Below are 19,905 nucleotides of genomic sequence, written 5' to 3'. Positions count from 1 at the left end.
CGCAGACACACAACGTACGGCACACGCAATCTTGCGTCCTGCGATCCCGGCCGTCGCGGTTACGGACTGTTGAGTGCCGCGAGCACTGCTTTCGCCGTCGATACCCCGATTCCGGGCACAGAGGTGATTTCCTCGACAGTCGCGTCCTTGATCCTGGCGACCGAGCCGAAGTGGGTGACCAGGGCCGTTCGCCTCGTCTCGCCGAGGCCCGGGACCGAGTCGAGTGCCGATGCCGTCATCCGACGGGATCGTTTGCTGCGGTGAAAGGTGATGGCGAAACGGTGGGCCTCGTCGCGCACGCGTTGCAGCAGGAACAGCGCCTCGCTGTTGCGCGGCATGATCACCGGGTCGGCTTCGCCGGGCACCCAGACCTCTTCGAGGCGTTTGGCCAGGCCGATCACCGCCACGTCGGTGATGCCGAGTTCGTCGAGGACCTCGGCGGCGGCGGCGACCTGGGGTGCGCCGCCGTCGACGACGTAGAGGTTGGGCGGGTAGGCGAAGCGGCGTGGTCGGCCCGTGGTGGGGTCGATGCCGGGGCGGGAGGCGGGTTCGTCGACCTCGTCGGGCTCGATCTCGACGGGTTGTTCGCGGTCGCGCGCCAGGCGGGCGAAGCGGCGGCGGGTCACCTCGGCGATGCTGCCGACATCGTCGGAGCGGCCGTCGCCCGCGGCCTCCTTGATCGCGTAGTGGCGGTAGTCGGACTTGCGCGCCAGGCCGTCTTCGAAGACCACCAGCGAGGCGACCACGTCGGTGCCCTGCACGTGGCTGATGTCGACGCACTCGATCCGCAGCGGGGCGCTGTCGAGTTCGAGTGCGTCCTGAATGTCTTGCAGCGCTTGTGATCTCGAAGTGAGGTCACCGGCGCGGCGGAGCTTGTGTTGGGCCAGTGCCTCGGCGGCGTTGCGCTGCACCATCTCGGCGAGCGCCTTCTTGTCGCCGCGTTGCGGGATGCGCAGCGAGACCGCCGAGCCGCGCATCTCGCTGAGCCACTCGCCGATCTCCTCGGCGTCGGCGGGCAGTTCGGGCACCAGCACCTCGCGCGGGACGACGATGGCCGCGTCGCCGTTCTGGTCCGCCATGGAGGCCTGCTCGCCGTAGAACTGGGTGAGGAACTGTTCGACCAGCGCGGCCAGTTCGGTGCCCGACTCCGCGACATCGAGCGCGTCGCCGGATTTGTCGACGACCCAGCCGCGTTGGCCGCGCACGCGTCCGTCGCGGACGTGGAAGATCTGGACCGCGGCTTCGAGCGCGTCGGTGGCGAAGGCGATCACGTCGGCGTCGGTGCCGGTGCCGAGCACCACGGCCTGCTTCTCCAGCGCGCGGCGCAGCGCCTGCACGTCGTCGCGCAGGCGTGCGGCGTTCTCGAAGTCGAGGTCTTCGGCGGCCTCGTGCATGCGGCGTTCGAGTGCGCGCACCATCCTGTCGGTCTTGCCGGAGAGGAAGTCGCAGAAGTCCTCGACGATCTGGCGGTGCTCGTCGGCGCTGACCCGGCCCACGCAGGGCGCCGAGCATTTGTCGATGTAGCCGAGCAGGCAGGGGCGCCCGATCTGGTTGTGCCGCTTGAAGACTCCGTTGGAGCAGGTGCGCGCGGGGAAGACCCGCAGCAGCAGGTCGAGGGTCTCGCGAATCGCCCAGGCGTGGGCGTAGGGGCCGAAGTACCGGACGCCCTTCTTGCGTGCCCCGCGGTAGACGAACAGCCGCGGATACTCCTCGTTGAGGGTCACCGCGAGCACCGGGTAGGTCTTGTCGTCGCGGTAGCGCACATTGAACCGCGGATCGTATTCCTTGATCCAGTTGTACTCGAGCTGCAGCGCCTCCACCTCGGTGGACACCACGGTCCACTCGACGGCGGCCGCCGTGGTGACCATCTGCTTGGTCCGCGGATGCAGCGAGTACACATCGGCGAAGTAGGAATTCAGCCGACTCCGCAGGCTCTTGGCCTTGCCGACATAGATGACCCGCCCGTGCACGTCCCGGAACTTGTACACACCGGGTTCGACGGGGATCGTGCCCGGCGCCGGCCGGTACGTCGCGGGATCTGCCACCCATCCAGCCTAGCGAGGGGCTCCGACAGGTCCGCACCGCCGAGGTGCCGACTGGCGCGGGCAGCCGTTGCCCTTCCCGAAACACATACTGGCACAACATATTCCGCGTTCGATGACGCCGTACGGACTCAGCCCTACCCTGCGCGACGAAACCGTCCCAACCTGCAGCAGGAGATCCAGGACCACGGTCATCGTGGTCAGCAGGTTGACGGCTTTGTGTGAGCTCGACTCGGTGGCGAGTCGGTCGACCCCCGGTTTGTTCGGGATGCTGATCGGCAGGGCCGTTGCGATGCTGCTCGCGAGGTCGCCGGGGTGAGCTGTGCGCCCGCCTGTGTAGCGTGAGTGCTCGGATTATGTGCCCGAAAGGACGTCCGATGAGCAATGCCGCCGCCCTGCCGCAAACCGGCGATGACCTGTACGACGACGAGGCCTCCCCGCACGGAGTCATGCCGGGGACGGTGCGCGGAGCGCGGCTGATCGCCGCGGTCGCCACCGCCGTCGGTGTGGTGCTGATCGCGATCACGGTGGCGCTGGGCGGTTCGCTCGGCGCGCTGCTCGCCGGGTATCTGCCGTCCTTCGCGCTGGTTCCGCTGGTGCTGTTGTTCCGGCAGGGTGGCGATCTGGTGCGCAAGGCGGCGATCGGGGTCGCGGTGCTGGCGTGTCTGGTGTCGTCGACGGGCATCCTCACCGGGCTGCCGCCGGGGGTGGTCGGCGTCGTCGCCAATGGTGCGGTCGCGGGAATGCTCCTTCGACCCTCGGCCCGGACCTGGTTCACCCGCGATCGCTGACGCGCGCCTCGGCTGGTTCGCACGACTGTGCGCGTCCGCAGGGGTCTCGACCAAGGCATAGGAGTCGGTTGCGGGCACGACTATCGGCCGACGAGTCACCCGTATGCGGTCAGTCGGCAGTTCGGATGCCGTGTTCGGCGAGTGCGTCGATGAGGGCGCGGGGGCGATCGATGGTGGGGACCGCGTCGACGAGGGCGAAGCGGGCACCGAGGAAGGTGGCGCCGCCGTCGGCTTCGGTGCTGTCGCCGATCATGAGGACACGTTCGGGGTCGACGCCGAGGCGGTCGGTGGCGTCGCGGAAGATCTGGGCGTTCGGTTTGATGGCGCCTACTTCGTAGGACAGGGTCATCGCACCGATCAGATCCGTCCAGCCGTGCTTCGCGAAGGCGGGGCGGATGTCGAAGGCGATATTGCTGACGATGCCGACCGGGATTCCTTGGGCGGCAAGCGATTTCAGCACCGTGCCGGTATCGGGGTACGGAGTCCAGGTGAGTGGGTCGATGAGGCGTTCGTAGAGACGCGTCGCCTGGGTGTCGGGAACGCCGGAACCGCGCAACACCTCCAGATAGGCGTGGCGGTGCAGGGCGGGGTCGAGATCGCGGTTGTCCCAGGCATGTTGGCCCGTCGCGTCGAAGGTCATGAACTGCTCGACCGGAGCCGTCATCCGCCGCAGCACTTCGGCTTTCGCCGCGATGTCGAAGGGTGTTCCGTCGTCGCCGACGAGTTCGTCGGCCCAGGTCCGGTCGTCTTCCAAACGAAAGACCGTGCCCGAGTAGTCGAATAGCACCGCGTCGATATCCATGTCAGCCAGGGTAGCCAGACGGCGAGTACGGCTCCGGCGGAAAAAGCTCGAATGGTGTCGGACCGGCGCGTTACGCTGCTTCTATGACGCCAAGGCGACGGACGTGGATCGGGGCCACGACGGCCGCAGTGCTCGCGGTGGGGGTACTGGTCGGTTGTTCGACAGATGAGAAGACGGCTGCCGAGTGTACGAGCACGCCCAACGGCACTCCGGTGTCCGCGGCGCCCGCGACCGGTGGGGGTGCGCCGACCTCACAGAACCTCAGTACCAACCCGGAGATCTCGTCGGGATACCGCTCGGACATGACGGCGGTGCGCACCAGCACCTACGCGGTGTCGACCGCCAATCCGATTGCCACGGAGGCCGCGTGCCGGGTGCTGCGCGCGGGTGGCACCGCCGCCGACGCGCTGGTCACCGCGCAGGCGGTGCTCGGGCTCGTCGAACCGCAGGCCTCCGGAATCGGCGGCGGCGCGTTCCTCGTGCACTACGACGCGAAGTCGCGCACCGTCGACACCTACGACGGCCGCGAGACCGCGCCCGCCGCGGCGACCGAGAACTATCTGCGCTGGGTCAGCGATACCGACCGCACCGAACCCGCGCCGAATACCCGCGCCAGCGGTCGCTCGATCGGTGTTCCCGGAGTGCTGCGGATGCTCGAACTCGCGCACCAGGAGCACGGGATGAGCGCCTGGAAGGAACTGTTCGATCCCGCGATCAGTCTGTCCGACAGCGGTTTCGAGATCAGTCCGCGGCTGGCCGGGCAGATCGCCGAGTCCGCGAAGGACCTGGCCGCCGACGAAGCCGCGCGCGGTTACTTCCTCGAACCCGACGGTGCGCCCAAGAAGTCCGGCACCGTCCTCACCAATCCGGCGCTGGCGAAAACGCTGTCGGCGATCGCGACCGACGGCGCGAAAGCCTTCTACAGTGGCGCCATCGCCCAGGACATCGTCGAGGCGGCGGGCAGCACGGCGGGTGGTCGCACCCCGAGTGCGCTGACTACTTCCGACCTGGCGAACTACGAGGCCAAGAAGCGCACGGCGCTGTGCACCGGGTACCGCAAATACGAACTGTGCGGCATGCCCGCGCCGTCCTCCGGTGGCAGCACTGTCGCCGCGACGCTGGGCATCCTCGCCAACTTCGACCTCCCCGCGCTGCGCCCCCAAGAGCTCGACGCCAACGGCGGACGCCCCGACGCGCAGGCCGTGCACCTGATCTCCGAGGCGGAGCGGCTGGCCTACGCCGACCGCAACAAGTACGTCGCCGACCCGGATTTCGTTCCGCTGCCGGGTAATTCGGCCCTCTCGCTGGTTCACCCGCAGTACCTCAAGGAGCGGTCGACGCTGATCGACCCGCAGCGCAGCATGGGGACCGCCAAGCCGGGCAACCTCGGCCCGGTCCCCCTCGGCAACGGCCCACAGCCGCCCGAACACGGCACCAGCCACATCTCCGTCATCGACAAGTACGGCAACGCCGCCGCGATGACCACGACGGTCGAATCGGCGTTCGGGTCGTTCCATCTCGTCGACGGATTCGTCCTCAACAATCAGCTCACCGACTTCGCCGCCGACCCCGTCGACCCCGACGGCACCCCGGTGGCCAACCGCCTCCAGCCGAACAAGCGCCCGCGCAGTTCGATGGCTCCGACCCTGGTGTTCGATCGTGACGACAAGGGCGACCGTGGCGAACTGAAGCTCGTCACGGGTTCACCGGGCGGTTCGGTGATCATCCAGTTCGTCGTGAAAACGCTGGTCAACGTTCTGGATTGGGGCCTCGACCCGCAACAGGCGGTCTCCGGGGTGTCGTTCGGCGCGGGCAATACGCCGGTCACCGGCGTAGGGGGTGAGCACCCCGATATCAATGCCACCGACAACGGTGACCACGATCCGCTGGTCGAGAAGCTGCGGGCGATGGGCCATCAGGTCTCCGTGGCGCCGCAGTCCAGCGGACTCAGCGCCCTGCAACACAACGGCAAGGACGGCTGGGTCGGCGGTGCGGATCCGCGCCGCGAGGGAGCAGTTCTCGGCGACACCCGCTGACGCGTCGGCCTGTGCGTCACCAGGTGGCGCACAGGCGGTTGCCGGCACCCAGTGCCGACGATCGGCGAAGTTCAGTCCTGCGGGGCGTAGCGGGCGCCGAGTTCGCGGACGCGCTCGATGGCGTCGGCGGCGTGGGTCTTGTCGTTGGAACGGATCGCCAGCATCGGGACGTAATCGTCATCGGCCAGTTCGAGGCGGGCCCACGCCTTGCGGTCCGGGAAGGACGCGCCGCGGATGTAGGCCCACGGGTACACCTGCTCGCCCAGGATGTTGCGTACCCCGATACCCTGGCTACCCACGCGGACTCGCGGCCGGGTGAGCATCAGTACCGCGCCCGCACCGACCACGCCGATCAGGATCATCGCGACCTGATCGGCGACCCGGAAGTTCACCCCGGTCGACCCGGTGCGCAGCAGCAGCCCACCCGCGGTGAAGGCGACGAGGATGACGATCGCGACCACGATGGCGGTGCGGATCGCCCGGCGCGGACGCACCTCGAACTCCCAGCCCGTATCGGGCTCGGGAGCACCGCGACGCCACGTCCGCACCACCGGCACGGTCACACCGATCGCAGCGCGCGCAACGTGAGCGCGGCATCGAGGGCAGCGGCACACGCCTGCTCGCCCTTGTCCTCCGACGAACCGGGCAGCCCGGCCCGATCGCGCGCCTGCTCCTCGTCGTTCGTGGTGAGCACGCCGTTGGTGACGGGGGTGGCCGCGTCCAGCGACACCCGGGTCAGCCCGGCCGTCACCGCATCACAGACATACTCGAAATGCGGTGTGCCACCACGGATCACGACGCCGAGCGCCACGACAGCGTCGTGGGTGCGCGCCAGTTCCTGCGCGACGACCGGCAACTCCATCGCACCGGCGCAACGCACCACGGTCACATGTTCGACGCCGGCGTCCTTGGCCACCCGTTCGGCATTCGCCACCAGGGTGTCGCAGATCTCGGTGTGCCAGCGCGAGGCGACGATGCCGAGTTTGACGTCTTTGGCCTGCGCCAAAGCGAAGGACGGAACACCCGTGCCGCTCATCGTTACTGCCTTTCCGAAGTGGTGATCACTGCGCGGTTTCCCCGAGGTCGAGATCGTCGAGGCCGACCAGGTCGTGGCCCATGCGATCGCGCTTGGTGCGCAGGTAGTGCAGGTTCTCGGCATTGGCGCGCAACGGCATCGGAACGCGCTCGGTGATCGCGAGGCCGTAGCCGTCGAGGCCGACCCGCTTGGCCGGGTTGTTGGTGAGCAGGCGCATCGAGCGGATACCGAGGTCGACCAGGATCTGCGCGCCGGTGCCGTAGTCACGAGCGTCGGCGGGCAGGCCGAGATCGAGGTTGGCGTCGACGGTGTCGCGACCGGTGTCCTGCAACTGGTAGGCCTGCAACTTGTGCATCAGGCCGATGCCACGGCCCTCGTGCCCGCGCATGTAGAGGACGACGCCGCGCCCCTCCTGATCGACCATCTCGAGCGCCGCGTCCAGCTGCGGACCGCAATCGCAACGCAGCGAACCGAAGACGTCGCCGGTCAGGCACTCCGAGTGCACGCGCACCAGCACGTCCTCGCCGTCGCCGATGTCGCCGCGCACCAGCGCGACGTGCTCGGCGTCGTCGAAGATGCTCTGGTAACCCACGGCCTTGAAGTCGCCGTGCGCGGTGGGGATCCGGGCCTCGGCCACCCGCACGACATGCTTCTCGTGCTTGCGCCGCCAGGCGATCATGTCGGCGATCGAGATCATCGCCAGGTTGTGCTCGTCGGCGAACACGCGCAGTTCGTCGGTGCGGGCCATGTGCCCGTCGTCCTTCTGACTGACGATCTCGCAGATCACGCCCGCGGGACGCAGTCCAGCCATCCGGGAGAGATCGACCGCGGCCTCGGTGTGACCGGGCCTGCGCAGCACGCCGCCGTCCTTGGCGCGCAGCGGCACCACGTGGCCCGGGCGGGTGAATTCGTCGGCCTTGGCCTCGGCACTGGCCAGCAAGCGCATGGTGACGGCCCGGTCGGCGCCGGAGATGCCGGTGGTGATGCCCTCACGCGCGTCCACCGAGACGGTGTAGGCGGTGCCGTGCTTGTCCTGGTTCATCGCGTACGCGGGCGGCAGGCCGAGGCGGTCGCAGTCGTCGGCGGTCAGCGGCACGCAGATGTAGCCGGAGGTGTAGCGGATCATGAACGCGACCAGCTCCGGGGTGGCCTTCTCGGCCGCGAAGATGAGATCGCCTTCGTTCTCCCGGTCCTCGTCGTCGATGACGACAACAGCCTTGCCGGCCGCGATATCGGCGACCGCGCGCTCGATGCTGTCCAACCTGGTCACGTCTGCTTGCTCCGTATATTTGGCGGCCGGGGCCGCGGGTTTCTCGGCCCGGTGGGCCTCGATCTTCCCTCCCGGCGGGCACTCCTTCGTCGCACCCTCTGGTCAGTCCAGATCGAGGCGGCCGAGAAGCTGTCCCGGGATGGCAATGACTCTTACATTACGGTGTGGTCCCGGCGTGTTCGGTGAGGCCTGGCGCCGATCGGTGTCAGCCTCGTTGGGCGAGGCGTTCTACGTACTTCGCGATGACGTCCACCTCGAGGTTGACGGTGGCGCCGACGGGGGCGGTGCCGAGGACGGTCAGGGCGAGGGTGGTCGGGATCAGGGAGACCTCGAACCAATCACGGCTTCCGTCGGCACCGGGTTCGTCGTCGATACCGAGAGCCGAGACGGTGAGGGAGACGCCGTCGACGGTGATCGAGCCCTTCTCCACCACATAGCGCGCGATGGAATCCGGCAGCGAGATCCGCACGACCTCCCAGTTCTCCGACGGACTGCGGCGCAGCACCGTGCCGGTGCCGTCGACGTGGCCCTGCACGAGGTGGCCGCCGAGGCGGCTGTTCAGCGCGGCCGCGCGCTCGAGGTTGACCGGCGATCCGGTGACGAGGCCGCCGATGCTCGAGCGCTTCAACGTCTCGTCCATGACGTCGACGGTGAAGCTGTCGCCGTCGACCACGTCGACCACGGTGAGGCAGACGCCGTTGACGGCGATCGAATCGCCGTGTCCGGCATCGGAAGTCACCAGCTTGCCGCGGATCGTCAACCGGGCGGCGTCGGTCAGCGCTTCGGTGGCCACGACCTCGCCGAGCTCCTCGACGATCCCTGTGAACATGCCTGAACTCCCTTGTCGCGTCATCCGTACCCGTTGGGCCCAACAGCAGGTGGGTGGCCGCTATTCCCACGCGTCCGCCCAGCTCGTCGCACAGCCTAGTAGCGCGGCCGGTGAGCCCGGGCCGGGGGCCGAACCCGACCGGGGGCAGCACTCGGCCACCGGAACCGATCGACAGGGCATCGATTCGGCGGCGAAGGTGTATCGACATGACGCAACACCGCCGTTAATCATCCCGGCGGTTGTCGTTCAATCCAATTTTCGGTGAACCGGCCCCCTGCATTCATCCGGCGGCCTTAACCTGGCAATACCCCGCCATCACGAACTGGAAACACGGTGAGTGGAATGCTTGCGCCCCCCGCACCATTGACGCAATATTGTTACGTCAATGATTCCTGCTGTTCAACCAGATGTCGGGGCCTGGAACTGCGGGTTCTCCCCGACATCATCGCCCGGAGCGCCGTTGCCACCGGGTGTTCGCCCCAGGGATAGTCCACCACTCCAGGAAGACAACACTGTGGGTTACAACAGGTTCGCGATATGTGGGGGTGCCGCATGAGCACATTGATCGATTCGACGCTGGAAATGCGCTGCGTGCGTTATCGGCGCGAGTTGCATCTGCCGGCCAAGATCGATTTCGATTCCCGCCGCATTCTGCTCCAGATCGGCGCGCACTACGGCGCGGTGACCATGCCCGGCGACCTGGGCGAGCGAGTGCAGGCCAAGCTGCGCGAGGCCGCGATCGCGGGTCCGGTCGTCGATCACCCCCGTGCCCGGCGCTGGACGTTCCTCACCGGCCCGTGCCGACCCGACTCCGTCACCGCGACCGCCTCGGCCGAACTGTTCCGCCTCTACGCGACCGTCGCCTGCGCGGGCAGCCAGATCGTGTTGCCCTCCCCCGACGACGAGCGCACCGGCTACCGCACCTGGGTGCAGGAACCCGAATCCGGCGACCACCGGCCGCCGGTGCAGGCCGTCATCGACGCGGCGCGTGCGCTGGGCACCCGCAAACTCCGCGCCCTGTAGCTAGGGCAGCCAGACCGACGCGGCCAGGTTGCGCAGCGTCTGCACGGCGGCACCGGGATCGGCGGTGTTGTAGACCGCCGACCCAGCCACGAAACAGTCGATACCGGCCGCGGCGGCCTGCTCGATGGTGTCGTCGTTGATGCCGCCGTCGATTTCGACGACCAGGTGCAGCTCACCCGAGTCCACCAGGTTGCGCACGATCCGCGCCTTCTCCAGCACGCCGGGAAGGAACGACTGCCCGCCGAATCCGGGTTCCACGCTCATCACCAGCAGGGTGTCGAATTCGCGCAGGATTTCCAGGTACGGCTCGATCGGGGTGTTCGGCTTCACCGACAGCCCGGCCCGGCCGCCCGCGGCGCGGATATCACGCGCCACCGCGATCGGATCATCGGTGGCCTCGGCGTGGATGGTGACGTTGTAGGCGCCCGCCTCGGCGTAGCTCGGCGCCCAGCGGCCCGGATCGTCGATCATCAGGTGGCAGTCGAACGGGATGTCGGTGGCCTTCAGCAGGCTCTGCACGATCGGCAGACCCAATGTGAGGTTCGGCACGAAGTGGCCGTCCATGACGTCGACGTGGAGCCAATCGCATCCTTCGACAGCCGCGGCCTCGGCGGCCAGGTTCGCGAAGTCCGCGGACAGGATTGACGGGGCGATCATCGGCTTGGACGGACGGGAGAACGTCGGAGTGGACACAGCGCGCCAGTGTAGCGACGGCGATGGTGATTGCCCTGCCGGGATATGGGTAGCCTTCTGAGGGTGACCAATTTTTCGGCGGAACATGGGCCCTTCGGCGCCCCGGTGGAGATTCGTGTGGCAGCCCAGCTGACGCAGCTGCCAATCGTGCGCGGACTGGCCGAAACACTGGTACTACTCAGTGATTTCACCCTCGACGAGGTAGCCGACGTGCGACTGGCCGTAGACGAGGTGTGCTCGACCCTGATCGCGATCGCCGCCCCCGATACGCTACTCACCTGCGAATTCCTCGTCGGTGACACCGAATTGCAGGTCCGCGTCGACGGTGTCGCGGGATCGCAGGGCATGCCGGATCAGCGCAGCTTCGGGTGGCATGTGCTGCGCACGCTGTGCGACGAGGTGACTGCCGAGCAGCAGGATTTCGACGCCGGCGTGTCCGGGTACCCGACGACGGTTCGATTTCGACGGGTCCGGGGGAAGGCGTAGTGCACGGCGAGGACAACAAGCCCGACCAGCACAGTCTCAGCGAACCCGACAAAGCCGACTCCCCTGCCGCGGAATCGGACAAGGCCGCTGAACCGGACAAAGAAGTCCTCGAGCAGGAACCGCTCGAGGACGAGACCGAAACTCCCGAGCCGGTATCCGGGTACGACGACGTCAGCGCCCTGTTCGAGCGTCTCGCGGCGACCGAGCCGGGCAGCGTGGCGCACGTGGTGGCGCGTGACGCGCTGATCAACCGCTGCATCCCGCTGGCCGACCACATCGCGCGCAAGTTCAGCGGGCGCGGTGAGCCGTTCGACGATCTGTCGCAGGTGGCGCGGGTCGGTCTGGTGCACGCGGTGGATCGGTTCGATCTGAGCAGGGGCTCGAACTTCCTGTCCTTCGCGGTGCCGACGATCATGGGCGAGGTCCGGCGGTATTTCCGGGACAACACCTGGGCGATGCGGGTTCCGCGGCGCGTCAAGGAGACCCACCTGCGCATCGGCGCGGCGGTGGATCAGCTCTCGCAGCGACTGGGGCGCTCCCCCACCGCCAAGGAGATCGCCGCCGAACTCGATGTCGACCCCGACGAGGTCACCCAGGCGGTCATCGCGGGCAACGCCTATCAGCCGACGTCGATCGACGCCGCCTCGATCGGGCGCGACAGCGATGCGTCGCTGCTCGACACCCTCGGCGAGGAGGAATCGCAGTTCGACCGGGTCGAGGAGTACATCGCGGTGCGCCCGCTCCTGGCGGGCCTGCCCGAACGTGAGCGCCGCATTCTCACCATGCGGTTCTTCGAGTCCATGACGCAGACACAGATCGCTTCGCAGCTGGGGATCTCGCAGATGCACGTATCGCGGATTCTCGCGAAAACCCTTGCACGCCTGCGTGAATTGTCCGAACGGGACTGACGCCGGCGGGACAACGGAGTCCCCTACGCGCCCTGCCTTGCACGCCGAAGCTTCGCGGGTGCGCGCAGCCACCAGGCGCTATCGATCAGCTCGGCGAGCTGTCGCGGATCGACCGCGGCGAGGTCGACGAGAACGAACGGGTGCCCGTCGTAGTGCGGGGTCGTGTAGAACGCCGGATCGCCGGAGGCGAGCAGCGCTTGCTTCTCCGTGAGCTCGCAGAGCAACGCCAAGCCGCCTTCCGCTTCAACACGTAACCGTGCGAAGCCCTTTCCGCTCACCTTCAGGCCGGGACTGCGCCACCAGGTGTCTTCCTCCACACCCGGCAGCGCCGTCGCCACCGCGACCACCTGCTCCCATGTCATCGCCATACGTCGATTCTGCACCGCGGCGATCGTCACCCGCTTGGACGAATGGAACGGCGCCGCTCCCGGTGTGGGAACGGCGCCGTGTGTTCGCGCGGGGCTACTTCTTGCGCAGGGTCGCCAGGAACATGGCGTCGGTACCGTGGCGGTGCGGCCAGAGCTGCGCGGACGGGCCGTCGCCGAGATCGGTGACGCCGGGCAGGAACTCGCGGCTGTCGAGTTCTTCGGCGCCGGTGCGACGGACGAAATCGGCGACCACCGACACCGTTTCCGCGAGGTGCGGTGAGCAGGTCGAATACACGACGACACCGCCCGGACGCACCAGATCCCACGCGGCGATGAGAAGTTCACGCTGCAAGGTGACCAGTTCGGCCACGTCGGCCGGGGTGCGACGCCAGCGCGCCTCCGGGCGCCGGCGCAGCGCACCGAGGCCGGTGCACGGCGCGTCGACCAGAACGCGGTCGTAGCCGGGGGTCAGCCCGCTGTCGCGGCCGTCGACGACGTGCACGGTGACGGGCAGGTTCCTGGTGGATTTGCGGACCAGCTCGGCGCGGTGCTCGGTGGGTTCCACGGCGTCGACGGTGAACAGGTCGATCGCGGCGAGTGCGCCGAGCAAGGCCGCCTTCCCGCCGGGTCCTGCGCAGAGGTCGAGCCAGCGACCCTTGTCCTCGCCTTCCAGCGGCGCGCGGGTGAGGGCGAGCGCGACCAATTGGCTGCCCTCGTCCTGGACCGAGGCGATGCCGTCGCGGACCGGTTCCAGCAGGCCGGGATCACCACCGTCGAGATACACCGCGTACGGCGACCAGCGGCCCTCTTCGCCGCCGGTGACCAGCGCCAGCTCTTCGGAGGTGATCTCGCCGGGCCGGGCGACCAGGTGCACGACCGGCCGCTCGTCGTCGGCTGCCAGGAGTTCGTCCAGCTCGCCCGCCTGCGCGCCGAGCGCGTCGGCGAAGGACTGGGCGATCCACTTGGGGTGCGCGTGTTCGAAGGCGAGCTTGCCGACCGGGTCGGCCGGGGCCAACTCGGTGATCCACTGCTCGGCGGTCTTCTCCCCCACCCGACGCAGGACGGCATTGACGAAACCGGCACGGCCCTGGCCGAATTCGGCACTGGCCAGGTCGACGGAGGTGTCGACGGCGGCGTGCGCGCTGGTACGGGTTCGCAGCAGCTGGTAGACCCCGAGGCGCAGGATATCGAGGATGGGGCCGTCGATCTCGTCGACCGGGCGGCCCGCGCATGCCGAGATCACCGCGTCGAGCTGCCCCTGCGAACGGCTCGCGCCGTAGGTGAGCTCGGTCGCGTACGCGGCGTCGCGCCCACTGATCTTGCGCTCGCGCAACAGCTTCGGCAGCGCGAGGTTCGCATAGGCGTCGCGCTCACGCACCGCCCGCAGTACGTCGAGGGCGACCTCACGCGCCGGATCCACCGGCTCGCCGCGCCGCTTGCGCGGACTGGGCACGCTGGGATCGGGCCGCTCGGGACGACGCTGAGTAGCGGCCTTGGCCGCCGGTCCCGCACCAGCATCGCGACTGCCTGCGCCTCGGCTTCGCGCATCTCCTTCACGCGCACCGCGGTCGGGACGGGAGGTGCCGCGGTCGGCACGTCCCGCGCCGGAGCGTCCGGCACGATCACCACGTTGGTCAGCCGTGTCACGACCCTGCGCCCGGTCGTTCGCGCCGCCGAAACCAGGACGGTCGTCCTCGCGGCGAGGGGCACCGGAGCGCGGAGCGTCCTCGCGCCGGCTGCCGGCGTCACGGCCTTGCGCACGGTCGTTCGCGCCACGGCCGAAACCCGGACGGTCGTCTTCGCGGCGGGGCGCGCCGGAGCGCGGGGCGTCGCCGCGTTGGTTGCCGGCGTCACGGCCCTGCGCGCCGCGGGTGAAACCGGGGCGGTCGTCCGCGCGGCGGGGTGTGCCGGAGCGATAGCCGCCGTCGTCGCGACGGGGTCGATCGGAGCCGCCGCGGTCGTCGCGGCCGGTCCAACGGTCGCCGTCCGCGCGCGGGGTGGTGGTGCCCTTCGCGGCGCGGGCGGCCCAGCCGCCGTCGACGTTCTTGCCGGTGATCTTGCGGTCGTCGCGGGGGCTGCTGCCCCGCTGCTCACCCGTTTTTCCGGTGGGCTTGCGATCGTCGCGGGACGTGATGCCCTTCGCCGCGTCGGCGTCGCGACGTCGGCGGCGGTCGGAGGCGCTCATCCGATCACCGTGCCGGGAGTCAGGCGGGCGCCGCGGGCCCAGTCGAGGGCATTCATCATCTTCTTGCCGGGCGGTTGGACCTGCCCCAGGCGGACCGCTGTGGTCGATGTACCGACGAATACGCCGGACTTGCGCACCTCGATCTCGCGTTCGGGCAAGGTTTCCTCCACCATTTCCACCGGGCCGAGTTTGAGGCGCAGCCCGTTCACCTCGGTCCACGCACCGGGCGCCGGGGTGACGGCGCGGATGTGGCGGTGGATGGCGAGGGCGGGTTCGTCGAATCCGATCCGCCCTGCCTCCACGGTCACCTTCGGTGCGTAGGACACGCCGTCGTGAGATTGCGGAATCGCTTGCAGCGAACCGTCTTCCACTCCGTCCAGGGTCTTCTCCAGCAACACGGCGCCCGCATCGGCCAGCCGGGCGAGCAGCTCGCCCGCGGTGTCGGTGAGCCCGATCTTCTCGGTCATCACTCCGTACACCGGGCCGGTGTCGAGGCCCGCCTCGATCAAGAAGGTCGACGCGCCGGTCATGTCGTCACCCGCGTCGATGGCCGCCTGCACGGGCGCCGCCCCACGCCAGGAGGGCAGCAGCGAGAAGTGCAGATTGATCCAGCCGTGCGCGGGGATATCGAGCACCTGCTGCGGCAGCAGCGCACCGTAGGCGACGACCGGGCAACAGTCCGGCGCGAGCTCGGTGAGCGCGGCGACGAATTCGGGCTCGGACGGCTTATGCGGCGTGAACACCGGAATGCCGTGTTCGTCGGCGAGCAGGCCCACGGGCGAGCGCATGATCTTGCGGCCACGGCCCGCGACCGCGTCGGGCCGGGTGACCACCGCGACGACCTCGTGGCCTTCGCTCTCGATCAGCCTGCGCAGTGACGGCACCGCGGGTTCGGGCGTGCCCGCGAAAACGAGGCGCATCAGCGACCACCGCCGACGCCGCTGGATTCGCGCACAGTGATTCCGCCGCGGAACCAGTCGGATTCGCGGATGGTGCGCATCGCGTCCTTACGGTCGGCCGGTTCGAGCCGGTTGATGAACAGCACGCCGTCGAGGTGGTCGTGTTCGTGCTGTACGCAACGCGCGAGCAGACCCTCGGCCTCGAATTCCACCGGCGCACCGGTGATGTCGACGCCGGTGACCCGAACGCGCGATGCCCGGCGCACGTCGTAACGCACGCCGGGAATCGACAGGCAGCCCTCCGGGCCGACCTGTTCGTCGGCCCCGACGGCCGACCATTCCGGATTCACCACGTGCCCCGCGGCGTCGCCGGTGTCGTAGACGAACACCCGCAGCCCGACCCCGATCTGCGGCGCGGCCATCCCGACCCCGCCGTCGTCGTGCATGGTCTCGGTGAGGTCGGCGACCAAGCTGGCGAGGTCGGGACCGAACTCGGTGACCGCGTCGGCACGCGAGCGCAGGATCGGGTCGCCGAACAGGCGAACGGGCTGAATGGTCACGGTGGCTCCCGGGGAGGACGAATGCGGTCGTCCCAGTCTAGTGACCCCGCCAGGCGCTTCCGTCCAGCCCGGCCGTCAGGAGTTGCCCGCGATGATCACCTCGGGGATGCCGGTGCCGAGCGGGACCGGCGCGCAGACCGGAGCGGGTGCCCGGACGGGGTCGAGGACGCGCTGGAGCAGTTGCTGCACGAAGGGGTCGTAGACCAGGTGGAAGTGGCCGGTCAGGTTGTCGGCGCACAGGTCCTGGAGGACGAGGTTCTCCGCACCCGCGCCGCGCAAGGCGATGTTCGAGAACGGCTGGATCATCTCGTCGACCCGACTGCCGACGGTGACGTAACGGACACCGGGCACGGTGTCGCCGCCCGCGTTGAGCTCCACCATGAGCGGTTCGCCCTGTGCCTGCTGGACCGCGGCCGTCGAGGTGACCTTCGCGAAGACATCCATCATGCCGGGAATCGCCTGCCCCACCGGAACCAGTCCGTACATGACCCCGCCGTAGCTGGGTGAGGCGAGGCCGACCCAGGTCCCGACCTTCGGCGCGCCCCCGAGCTTGTTGACGTAGAACCGGCTGACGGTGGCCCCCTGCGAGAATCCGACCAGATCGACCTTGGTCGCCTTGGTCGCGACCAGGACATCGTCGACGAACCCGGCCAGCTGGGTGAAACTGATCCGCATGTCCTCGGTGCCGTAGGTGTCGGCGCCCGGCGCCCCGCCGTAGTTCAGCGCGAAGACGCAGTAGCCCGCCGACACCAGTTGCGGTCCGATTCCCGCCCAGTCGGAGTACGCACTCGAATCGGTGCCGTGCACCAACACGATGGGCCGCGGATGCTCGGCGGTGGGTGTACACCCGAAGTTGTTGAGCCCCACCGGAACCGAGTTCGGATGGGCCTTGATGTAATGGGCGGCGTCCAGATGATCGGCCTGCGACGGACCCGCCTCCATCGGAATGACAGCCGGCCGAAAATTCGCCGGTTCAGCGGCGGCGATCGGCGCGAACGACACACCGATCACCGCCGTGCAGGCGAGTGCCGTGACCGACACCGCTCCGCGCAATAGTGATGTTCCCCAACCCCACAACGTTCCCAGTTGTTCCATGCCCCAAACAATTACTCCATGGGCTCGACAACCGCACGCCGGGAAGGGCGTTCACGACGCCCTCACTTCTCGGGGGTTGCGTCGCCCTCGGAAATGACATCGTCTTCGGCGAGGATCCGGTACAGCGCCCGACGGGTTTCGGCGAGCACCTCGGCCGCCTTCGCCGCCTGCTGCGCCGTGCCGACCTGGGCCACCTGACCGACCGCGCCCATCACCTGTCCGACCAGACCGCGCAGGTCCAGCGCCTGAGCGCCGACATCCTGCTTGACCTCGGCCCACGGGTCACCGAGATCCTCCCGATGAGTCTCGACATAGGCCTTGCCCTCGTCGGTGAGCTGCGCGGTTTTGCGACCGGCAACCTTCTCGATGAGCACCAGGCCCTCGTCCTCGAGCTGGGCCAATGCCGGGTAGATGGACCCTGGGCTCGGGCGCCAGACATCGTCGCTGCGATCGCGGATCTGCTGGATCAGCTCGTAGCCGTGCATGGGGCGCCCGACGAGCAGCAGCAGCACCGCGGCCCGCACGTCACCGCGCCTGCCACGACCACCGCGGCCGCGTCCACGACCGAAGCCGGGGCCGAAACCTGGCCCGAAACCTGGGCCGAAGCCCGGTCCGAACTCGGGGCCGTGCCCATGTCGCCCGCCGTGGCGGAACCGCTGCCGGTCGGGACCGAATTCCCGGGGGCCCGGTCCACGACCGCGCCGGAAGTGTCCGGATTCTCGTTGTTCTTGGTTATGCATGACAGCCTCCTGTGGCTCTCTCGTTTATCTTGACACTATCGACGATATATCGGCAATGCATCGAACGCAAGGAGTAATCTGAATTCACCATGACGGACCCGTCCCGGCCTCTTCGGCTCGCCGAACTGGTCGCCTCGCTGTCACTGGCCACCGACCTCGGGCTCGGCCAGCCGCAGGAACACGTCCTGCGTCAGACCGTTCTCGCCGTCCGACTGGCGGAGGCCGCAGGACTGTCTCAGGCCGATCGGGCAGCCGCCTACTACGTCTCACTACTGGCCTGGGTCGGCTGTGTCGCGGACTCCCCCGAGATGGCGCGCTGGTTCGGCGACGACCTGCGGATCCGGGCCGACAGCTACGACATCGACAAGACCGGGTTGCCGATGATGGCGTTCCTGCTCGGGCATCTCGCCGAAGGCGCGTCTCCGTTGCGACGGATCTCGGTGACCGGCCGCTTCCTCGCGGGCGGCGTGCGCGACACGATGGACTCGTTCCTCACCCACTGCCGTACCGCCGCCGACATCGCCGAACGGCTCGACCTGCCCGACGCAGTCAAGTCGGCGCTGCCGCAAGCCTTCGAACGGTGGGACGGCCACGGCGTTCCCGGCGGTTTGTGCGGCGACGCGATCATCCCGGTGATGCGCGTGGTGCACATCGCCGACGACGCCGAAGTCCATGCCCGGGTCGGCGGTGTCGACGCCGCGCTGCGAATGTTGCGGTCGCGCAGTGGAACCGAGTTCGATCCGACCCTGGTCGAACTGTGCACCCGCGACGACGGGGCACTGCTCGACGGACTCGACCGCGTCGATGCCTGGCAGCAGGTGATCGACGGCTGCGCGGCACTCGACAGACCGATCGCGGACGACGAACTCACCGACGTCCTCACCGTCTTCGCCGACTACTCCGACGCGAAAGCCACCTGGTTCCTCGGTCATTCGCGCGCCGTCGCCGACCTGGCCGCCGCCGCGGCGCGCGAGTACGGCCTGCCCGCCGATCAGGCGGACACGGTGCGGCGGGCGGCCCTGGTATGTCGCCTCGGCACCATCGGCGTCTCGACGGGGATCTGGAACAAACCGGGACCACTGACCGCATCCGAACGCGAACGGGTGCGGATGGTTCCGTATCTGACCGAGCGGGTGCTGGCACGCAGTCCGCACCTGGCCGCGCTCGCCGGACCGGCGTCGATGGTCTACGAACGGATGGACGGATCCGGTTATCCGCGCGGACTCACCGGGTCGATGCTGCCGCCCGGCGCGCGCATTCTCGCCGCCGCGCAGATGTTTCGCGCGCTCGGCGAGCAGCGGCCACACCGACCAGCCATCGATCCCGACGAACGAGCCGAGATCCTGCGGGCCGAAGTGACCGCGGGCAGGCTGGACGGTGACGCCGTGGCCGCGGTCCTGGCCGCGGCACAGGGCCGACGTCCACGCAAACGCGCGCAGATCGCCGGCCTCACCGCCCGTGAACTCGATGTGCTGGCCCTGCTCGTGCGCGGTCGGTCGACCCGCGAGATCGCCCAGGCCCTCGGTATCAGCCCGCGCACGGCGGGCAGCCATGTCGAGCACATCTACACCAAAATCGGCGTGCACAGCCGCGGCTCGGCCGCGGTCTTCGCGATGCGCCACGGGCTGCTCCCCGACGAGGATCAGACCGCAAAGATCGGGTGATCACCCGATGTTCGATATCCGCGCAGGTCGCAGACTTTTCCCATGACTACTTCGACCCCCACCCCGCAGACGACCGCCTCGGTCGCCGACCTGTTTCTCGCCGCGCTGATCCAGCGCGACTTCGCCACCATGACGACCTACCTCGCCCCCGAGGTCACGCTGCGCGGCCTGATCCCGCCCGGCCCGTTCACCGCGACCGGCCCCGATCCGACGATCGAGCGCTTCCGCGGCTGGTTCGGCGGTCCCGACGATTTCGCCGTCGTCGATTCCGGCCGCGAACGACGCATCGGCGACAAGCTCGCGATGCACTGGCTGGTCCGCATGCGACCCGCCAACGGCGCCACCCGCGTCGCCGAGCAGCGCGTTTTCCTCACCACCGACAACGGCACGATCACCGGCATCGACCTGTTGTGCTCGGGCTGGCAGCCCGGCGATTGCGCCTGAGACCGCCGCATACCCGAGTCGACGCCCGGGCGCG

20 protein-coding genes are annotated in these 19,905 nt (G+C 68.7%); 7 read left to right on the top strand and 13 right to left on the bottom strand.

Going from position 1 to position 19,905, the window contains the following annotated elements; translation table 11 throughout:
• Positions 1–59 precede the first annotated feature (59 nt).
• Positions 60–2,045: an excinuclease ABC subunit UvrC gene (gene uvrC, locus IBJ82_RS04360; RefSeq protein ID WP_194824603.1), complete on the bottom strand. Its 1,986-nt coding sequence runs from the start codon at positions 2,043–2,045 to the stop codon at positions 60–62.
• Between the two features lie 374 nt (positions 2,046–2,419).
• On the opposite strand from uvrC, the gene IBJ82_RS04355 reads away from it, so the two are divergent.
• On the top strand, positions 2,420–2,833 hold the full coding sequence (locus IBJ82_RS04355; protein WP_194824602.1) for a hypothetical protein: 414 nt from the start codon (positions 2,420–2,422) through the stop codon (positions 2,831–2,833).
• A 109-nt stretch (positions 2,834–2,942) separates the two neighbouring features.
• Here the strand turns inward: IBJ82_RS04355 and IBJ82_RS04350 are convergent, their stop codons facing one another.
• Positions 2,943–3,635 (bottom strand): HAD family hydrolase, encoded by a 693-nt coding sequence (locus tag IBJ82_RS04350; protein WP_194824601.1) that lies wholly within the window; start codon positions 3,633–3,635, stop codon positions 2,943–2,945.
• Positions 3,636–3,718: 83 nt separating this feature from the next.
• Between IBJ82_RS04350 and ggt the strand changes: the two genes are divergently transcribed.
• Positions 3,719–5,671, top strand: coding sequence for a gamma-glutamyltransferase (gene ggt, locus IBJ82_RS04345; RefSeq protein ID WP_194824600.1), 1,953 nt, complete (start codon positions 3,719–3,721; stop codon positions 5,669–5,671).
• A 71-nt stretch (positions 5,672–5,742) separates the two neighbouring features.
• Here ggt and IBJ82_RS04340 read toward each other — a convergent pair whose 3' ends face one another.
• From IBJ82_RS04340 to IBJ82_RS04325, 4 genes are all read right to left on the bottom strand, one after another.
• Positions 5,743–6,228 carry a PH domain-containing protein gene (locus IBJ82_RS04340; protein WP_370585203.1) on the bottom strand — a complete coding sequence of 162 codons (486 nt, stop codon included), beginning with the start codon at positions 6,226–6,228 and terminating at the stop codon, positions 5,743–5,745.
• Positions 6,229–6,230: 2 nt separating this feature from the next.
• Positions 6,231–6,707 carry a 6,7-dimethyl-8-ribityllumazine synthase gene (gene ribH / locus IBJ82_RS04335; RefSeq protein ID WP_194824598.1) on the bottom strand — a complete coding sequence of 159 codons (477 nt, stop codon included), beginning with the start codon at positions 6,705–6,707 and terminating at the stop codon, positions 6,231–6,233.
• Positions 6,708–6,732: 25 nt separating this feature from the next.
• Positions 6,733–7,977, bottom strand: a complete 1,245-nt coding sequence (locus IBJ82_RS04330) for a bifunctional 3,4-dihydroxy-2-butanone-4-phosphate synthase/GTP cyclohydrolase II (protein WP_194824597.1) — start codon at positions 7,975–7,977, stop codon at positions 6,733–6,735.
• A gap of 205 nt (positions 7,978–8,182) precedes the next feature.
• Positions 8,183–8,806 carry a riboflavin synthase gene (locus IBJ82_RS04325; protein ID WP_194824596.1) on the bottom strand — a complete coding sequence of 208 codons (624 nt, stop codon included), beginning with the start codon at positions 8,804–8,806 and terminating at the stop codon, positions 8,183–8,185.
• A gap of 552 nt (positions 8,807–9,358) precedes the next feature.
• Between IBJ82_RS04325 and IBJ82_RS04320 the strand changes: the two genes are divergently transcribed.
• Positions 9,359–9,829 carry a hypothetical protein gene (locus IBJ82_RS04320; protein WP_194824595.1) on the top strand — a complete coding sequence of 157 codons (471 nt, stop codon included), beginning with the start codon at positions 9,359–9,361 and terminating at the stop codon, positions 9,827–9,829.
• Here IBJ82_RS04320 and rpe read toward each other — a convergent pair whose 3' ends face one another.
• Positions 9,830–10,486 carry a ribulose-phosphate 3-epimerase gene (rpe, locus tag IBJ82_RS04315; protein WP_194825172.1) on the bottom strand — a complete coding sequence of 219 codons (657 nt, stop codon included), beginning with the start codon at positions 10,484–10,486 and terminating at the stop codon, positions 9,830–9,832.
• A 99-nt stretch (positions 10,487–10,585) separates the two neighbouring features.
• On the opposite strand from rpe, the gene IBJ82_RS04310 reads away from it, so the two are divergent.
• Both IBJ82_RS04310 and IBJ82_RS04305 read left to right on the top strand, forming a co-directional pair.
• Positions 10,586–11,008 carry an anti-sigma factor gene (locus tag IBJ82_RS04310; protein WP_056810513.1) on the top strand — a complete coding sequence of 141 codons (423 nt, stop codon included), beginning with the start codon at positions 10,586–10,588 and terminating at the stop codon, positions 11,006–11,008.
• Complete coding sequence (locus IBJ82_RS04305) at positions 11,008–11,916, top strand: RNA polymerase sigma factor SigF (protein ID WP_194824594.1); 909 nt, start codon at positions 11,008–11,010, stop codon at positions 11,914–11,916. Before IBJ82_RS04310 ends, IBJ82_RS04305 begins: the two co-directional genes overlap by 1 nt.
• A gap of 23 nt (positions 11,917–11,939) precedes the next feature.
• Here IBJ82_RS04305 and IBJ82_RS04300 read toward each other — a convergent pair whose 3' ends face one another.
• The 6 genes from IBJ82_RS04300 to IBJ82_RS04275 form a co-directional block, all read right to left on the bottom strand.
• A complete protein-coding gene (locus IBJ82_RS04300; protein ID WP_194824593.1) occupies positions 11,940–12,284 on the bottom strand; it encodes an MmcQ/YjbR family DNA-binding protein in 345 nt (114 codons plus the stop codon).
• A 94-nt stretch (positions 12,285–12,378) separates the two neighbouring features.
• Positions 12,379–13,704 (bottom strand): RsmB/NOP family class I SAM-dependent RNA methyltransferase, encoded by a 1,326-nt coding sequence (locus IBJ82_RS04295; protein ID WP_370585202.1) that lies wholly within the window; start codon positions 13,702–13,704, stop codon positions 12,379–12,381.
• A 761-nt stretch (positions 13,705–14,465) separates the two neighbouring features.
• Positions 14,466–15,389 carry a methionyl-tRNA formyltransferase gene (fmt, locus tag IBJ82_RS04290; protein WP_194824592.1) on the bottom strand — a complete coding sequence of 308 codons (924 nt, stop codon included), beginning with the start codon at positions 15,387–15,389 and terminating at the stop codon, positions 14,466–14,468.
• On the bottom strand, positions 15,389–15,928 hold the full coding sequence (gene def, locus IBJ82_RS04285) for a peptide deformylase (RefSeq protein WP_194824591.1): 540 nt from the start codon (positions 15,926–15,928) through the stop codon (positions 15,389–15,391). Before def ends, fmt begins: the two co-directional genes overlap by 1 nt.
• A gap of 75 nt (positions 15,929–16,003) precedes the next feature.
• On the bottom strand, positions 16,004–17,023 hold the full coding sequence (locus IBJ82_RS04280) for an esterase/lipase family protein (RefSeq protein WP_370585141.1): 1,020 nt from the start codon (positions 17,021–17,023) through the stop codon (positions 16,004–16,006).
• A gap of 62 nt (positions 17,024–17,085) precedes the next feature.
• Positions 17,086–17,763, bottom strand: coding sequence for a PadR family transcriptional regulator (locus IBJ82_RS04275; RefSeq protein ID WP_194824590.1), 678 nt, complete (start codon positions 17,761–17,763; stop codon positions 17,086–17,088).
• A gap of 89 nt (positions 17,764–17,852) precedes the next feature.
• Between IBJ82_RS04275 and IBJ82_RS04270 the strand changes: the two genes are divergently transcribed.
• Together IBJ82_RS04270 and IBJ82_RS04265 are read left to right on the top strand one after the other, a co-directional pair.
• The gene (locus IBJ82_RS04270; protein ID WP_194824589.1) at positions 17,853–19,427 is read left to right on the top strand and encodes an HD domain-containing phosphohydrolase; all 1,575 of its coding nucleotides are present in this window, start codon (positions 17,853–17,855) and stop codon (positions 19,425–19,427) included.
• 42 nt (positions 19,428–19,469) lie between these two features.
• Complete coding sequence (locus tag IBJ82_RS04265) at positions 19,470–19,871, top strand: nuclear transport factor 2 family protein (RefSeq protein ID WP_194824588.1); 402 nt, start codon at positions 19,470–19,472, stop codon at positions 19,869–19,871.
• Positions 19,872–19,905 lie beyond the last annotated feature (34 nt).

This window comes from Nocardia sp. XZ_19_231, from assembly GCF_015355705.1.
Lineage (GTDB): Bacteria > Actinomycetota > Actinomycetes > Mycobacteriales > Mycobacteriaceae > Nocardia > Nocardia salmonicida.
The sequence above is the reverse complement of the archived record's forward strand: the minus strand, read 5'-3'. Positions and strand labels throughout refer to the sequence as shown.

Bases quoted from the DNA above. Each gene is read 5' to 3' on its own strand.
- IBJ82_RS04355 (WP_194824602.1), top strand. From the start codon at position 2,420: ATGAGCAATGCCGCCGCCCTGCCGCAAACCGGCGATGACCTGTACGAC.
- IBJ82_RS04350 (WP_194824601.1), bottom strand. From the start codon at position 3,635: ATGGATATCGACGCGGTGCTATTCGACTACTCGGGCACGGTCTTTCGT.
- ggt (WP_194824600.1), top strand. From the start codon at position 3,719: ATGACGCCAAGGCGACGGACGTGGATCGGGGCCACGACGGCCGCAGTG.
- ribH (WP_194824598.1), bottom strand. From the start codon at position 6,707: ATGAGCGGCACGGGTGTTCCGTCCTTCGCTTTGGCGCAGGCCAAAGAC.
- IBJ82_RS04325 (WP_194824596.1), bottom strand. From the start codon at position 8,806: ATGTTCACAGGGATCGTCGAGGAGCTCGGCGAGGTCGTGGCCACCGAA.
- IBJ82_RS04320 (WP_194824595.1), top strand. From the start codon at position 9,359: ATGAGCACATTGATCGATTCGACGCTGGAAATGCGCTGCGTGCGTTAT.
- rpe (WP_194825172.1), bottom strand. From the start codon at position 10,486: ATGATCGCCCCGTCAATCCTGTCCGCGGACTTCGCGAACCTGGCCGCC.
- IBJ82_RS04300 (WP_194824593.1), bottom strand. From the start codon at position 12,284: ATGGCGATGACATGGGAGCAGGTGGTCGCGGTGGCGACGGCGCTGCCG.
- fmt (WP_194824592.1), bottom strand. From the start codon at position 15,389: ATGCGCCTCGTTTTCGCGGGCACGCCCGAACCCGCGGTGCCGTCACTG.
- IBJ82_RS04280 (WP_370585141.1), bottom strand. From the start codon at position 17,023: ATGGAACAACTGGGAACGTTGTGGGGTTGGGGAACATCACTATTGCGC.
- IBJ82_RS04275 (WP_194824590.1), bottom strand. From the start codon at position 17,763: ATGCATAACCAAGAACAACGAGAATCCGGACACTTCCGGCGCGGTCGT.
- IBJ82_RS04270 (WP_194824589.1), top strand. From the start codon at position 17,853: ATGACGGACCCGTCCCGGCCTCTTCGGCTCGCCGAACTGGTCGCCTCG.
- IBJ82_RS04265 (WP_194824588.1), top strand. From the start codon at position 19,470: ATGACTACTTCGACCCCCACCCCGCAGACGACCGCCTCGGTCGCCGAC.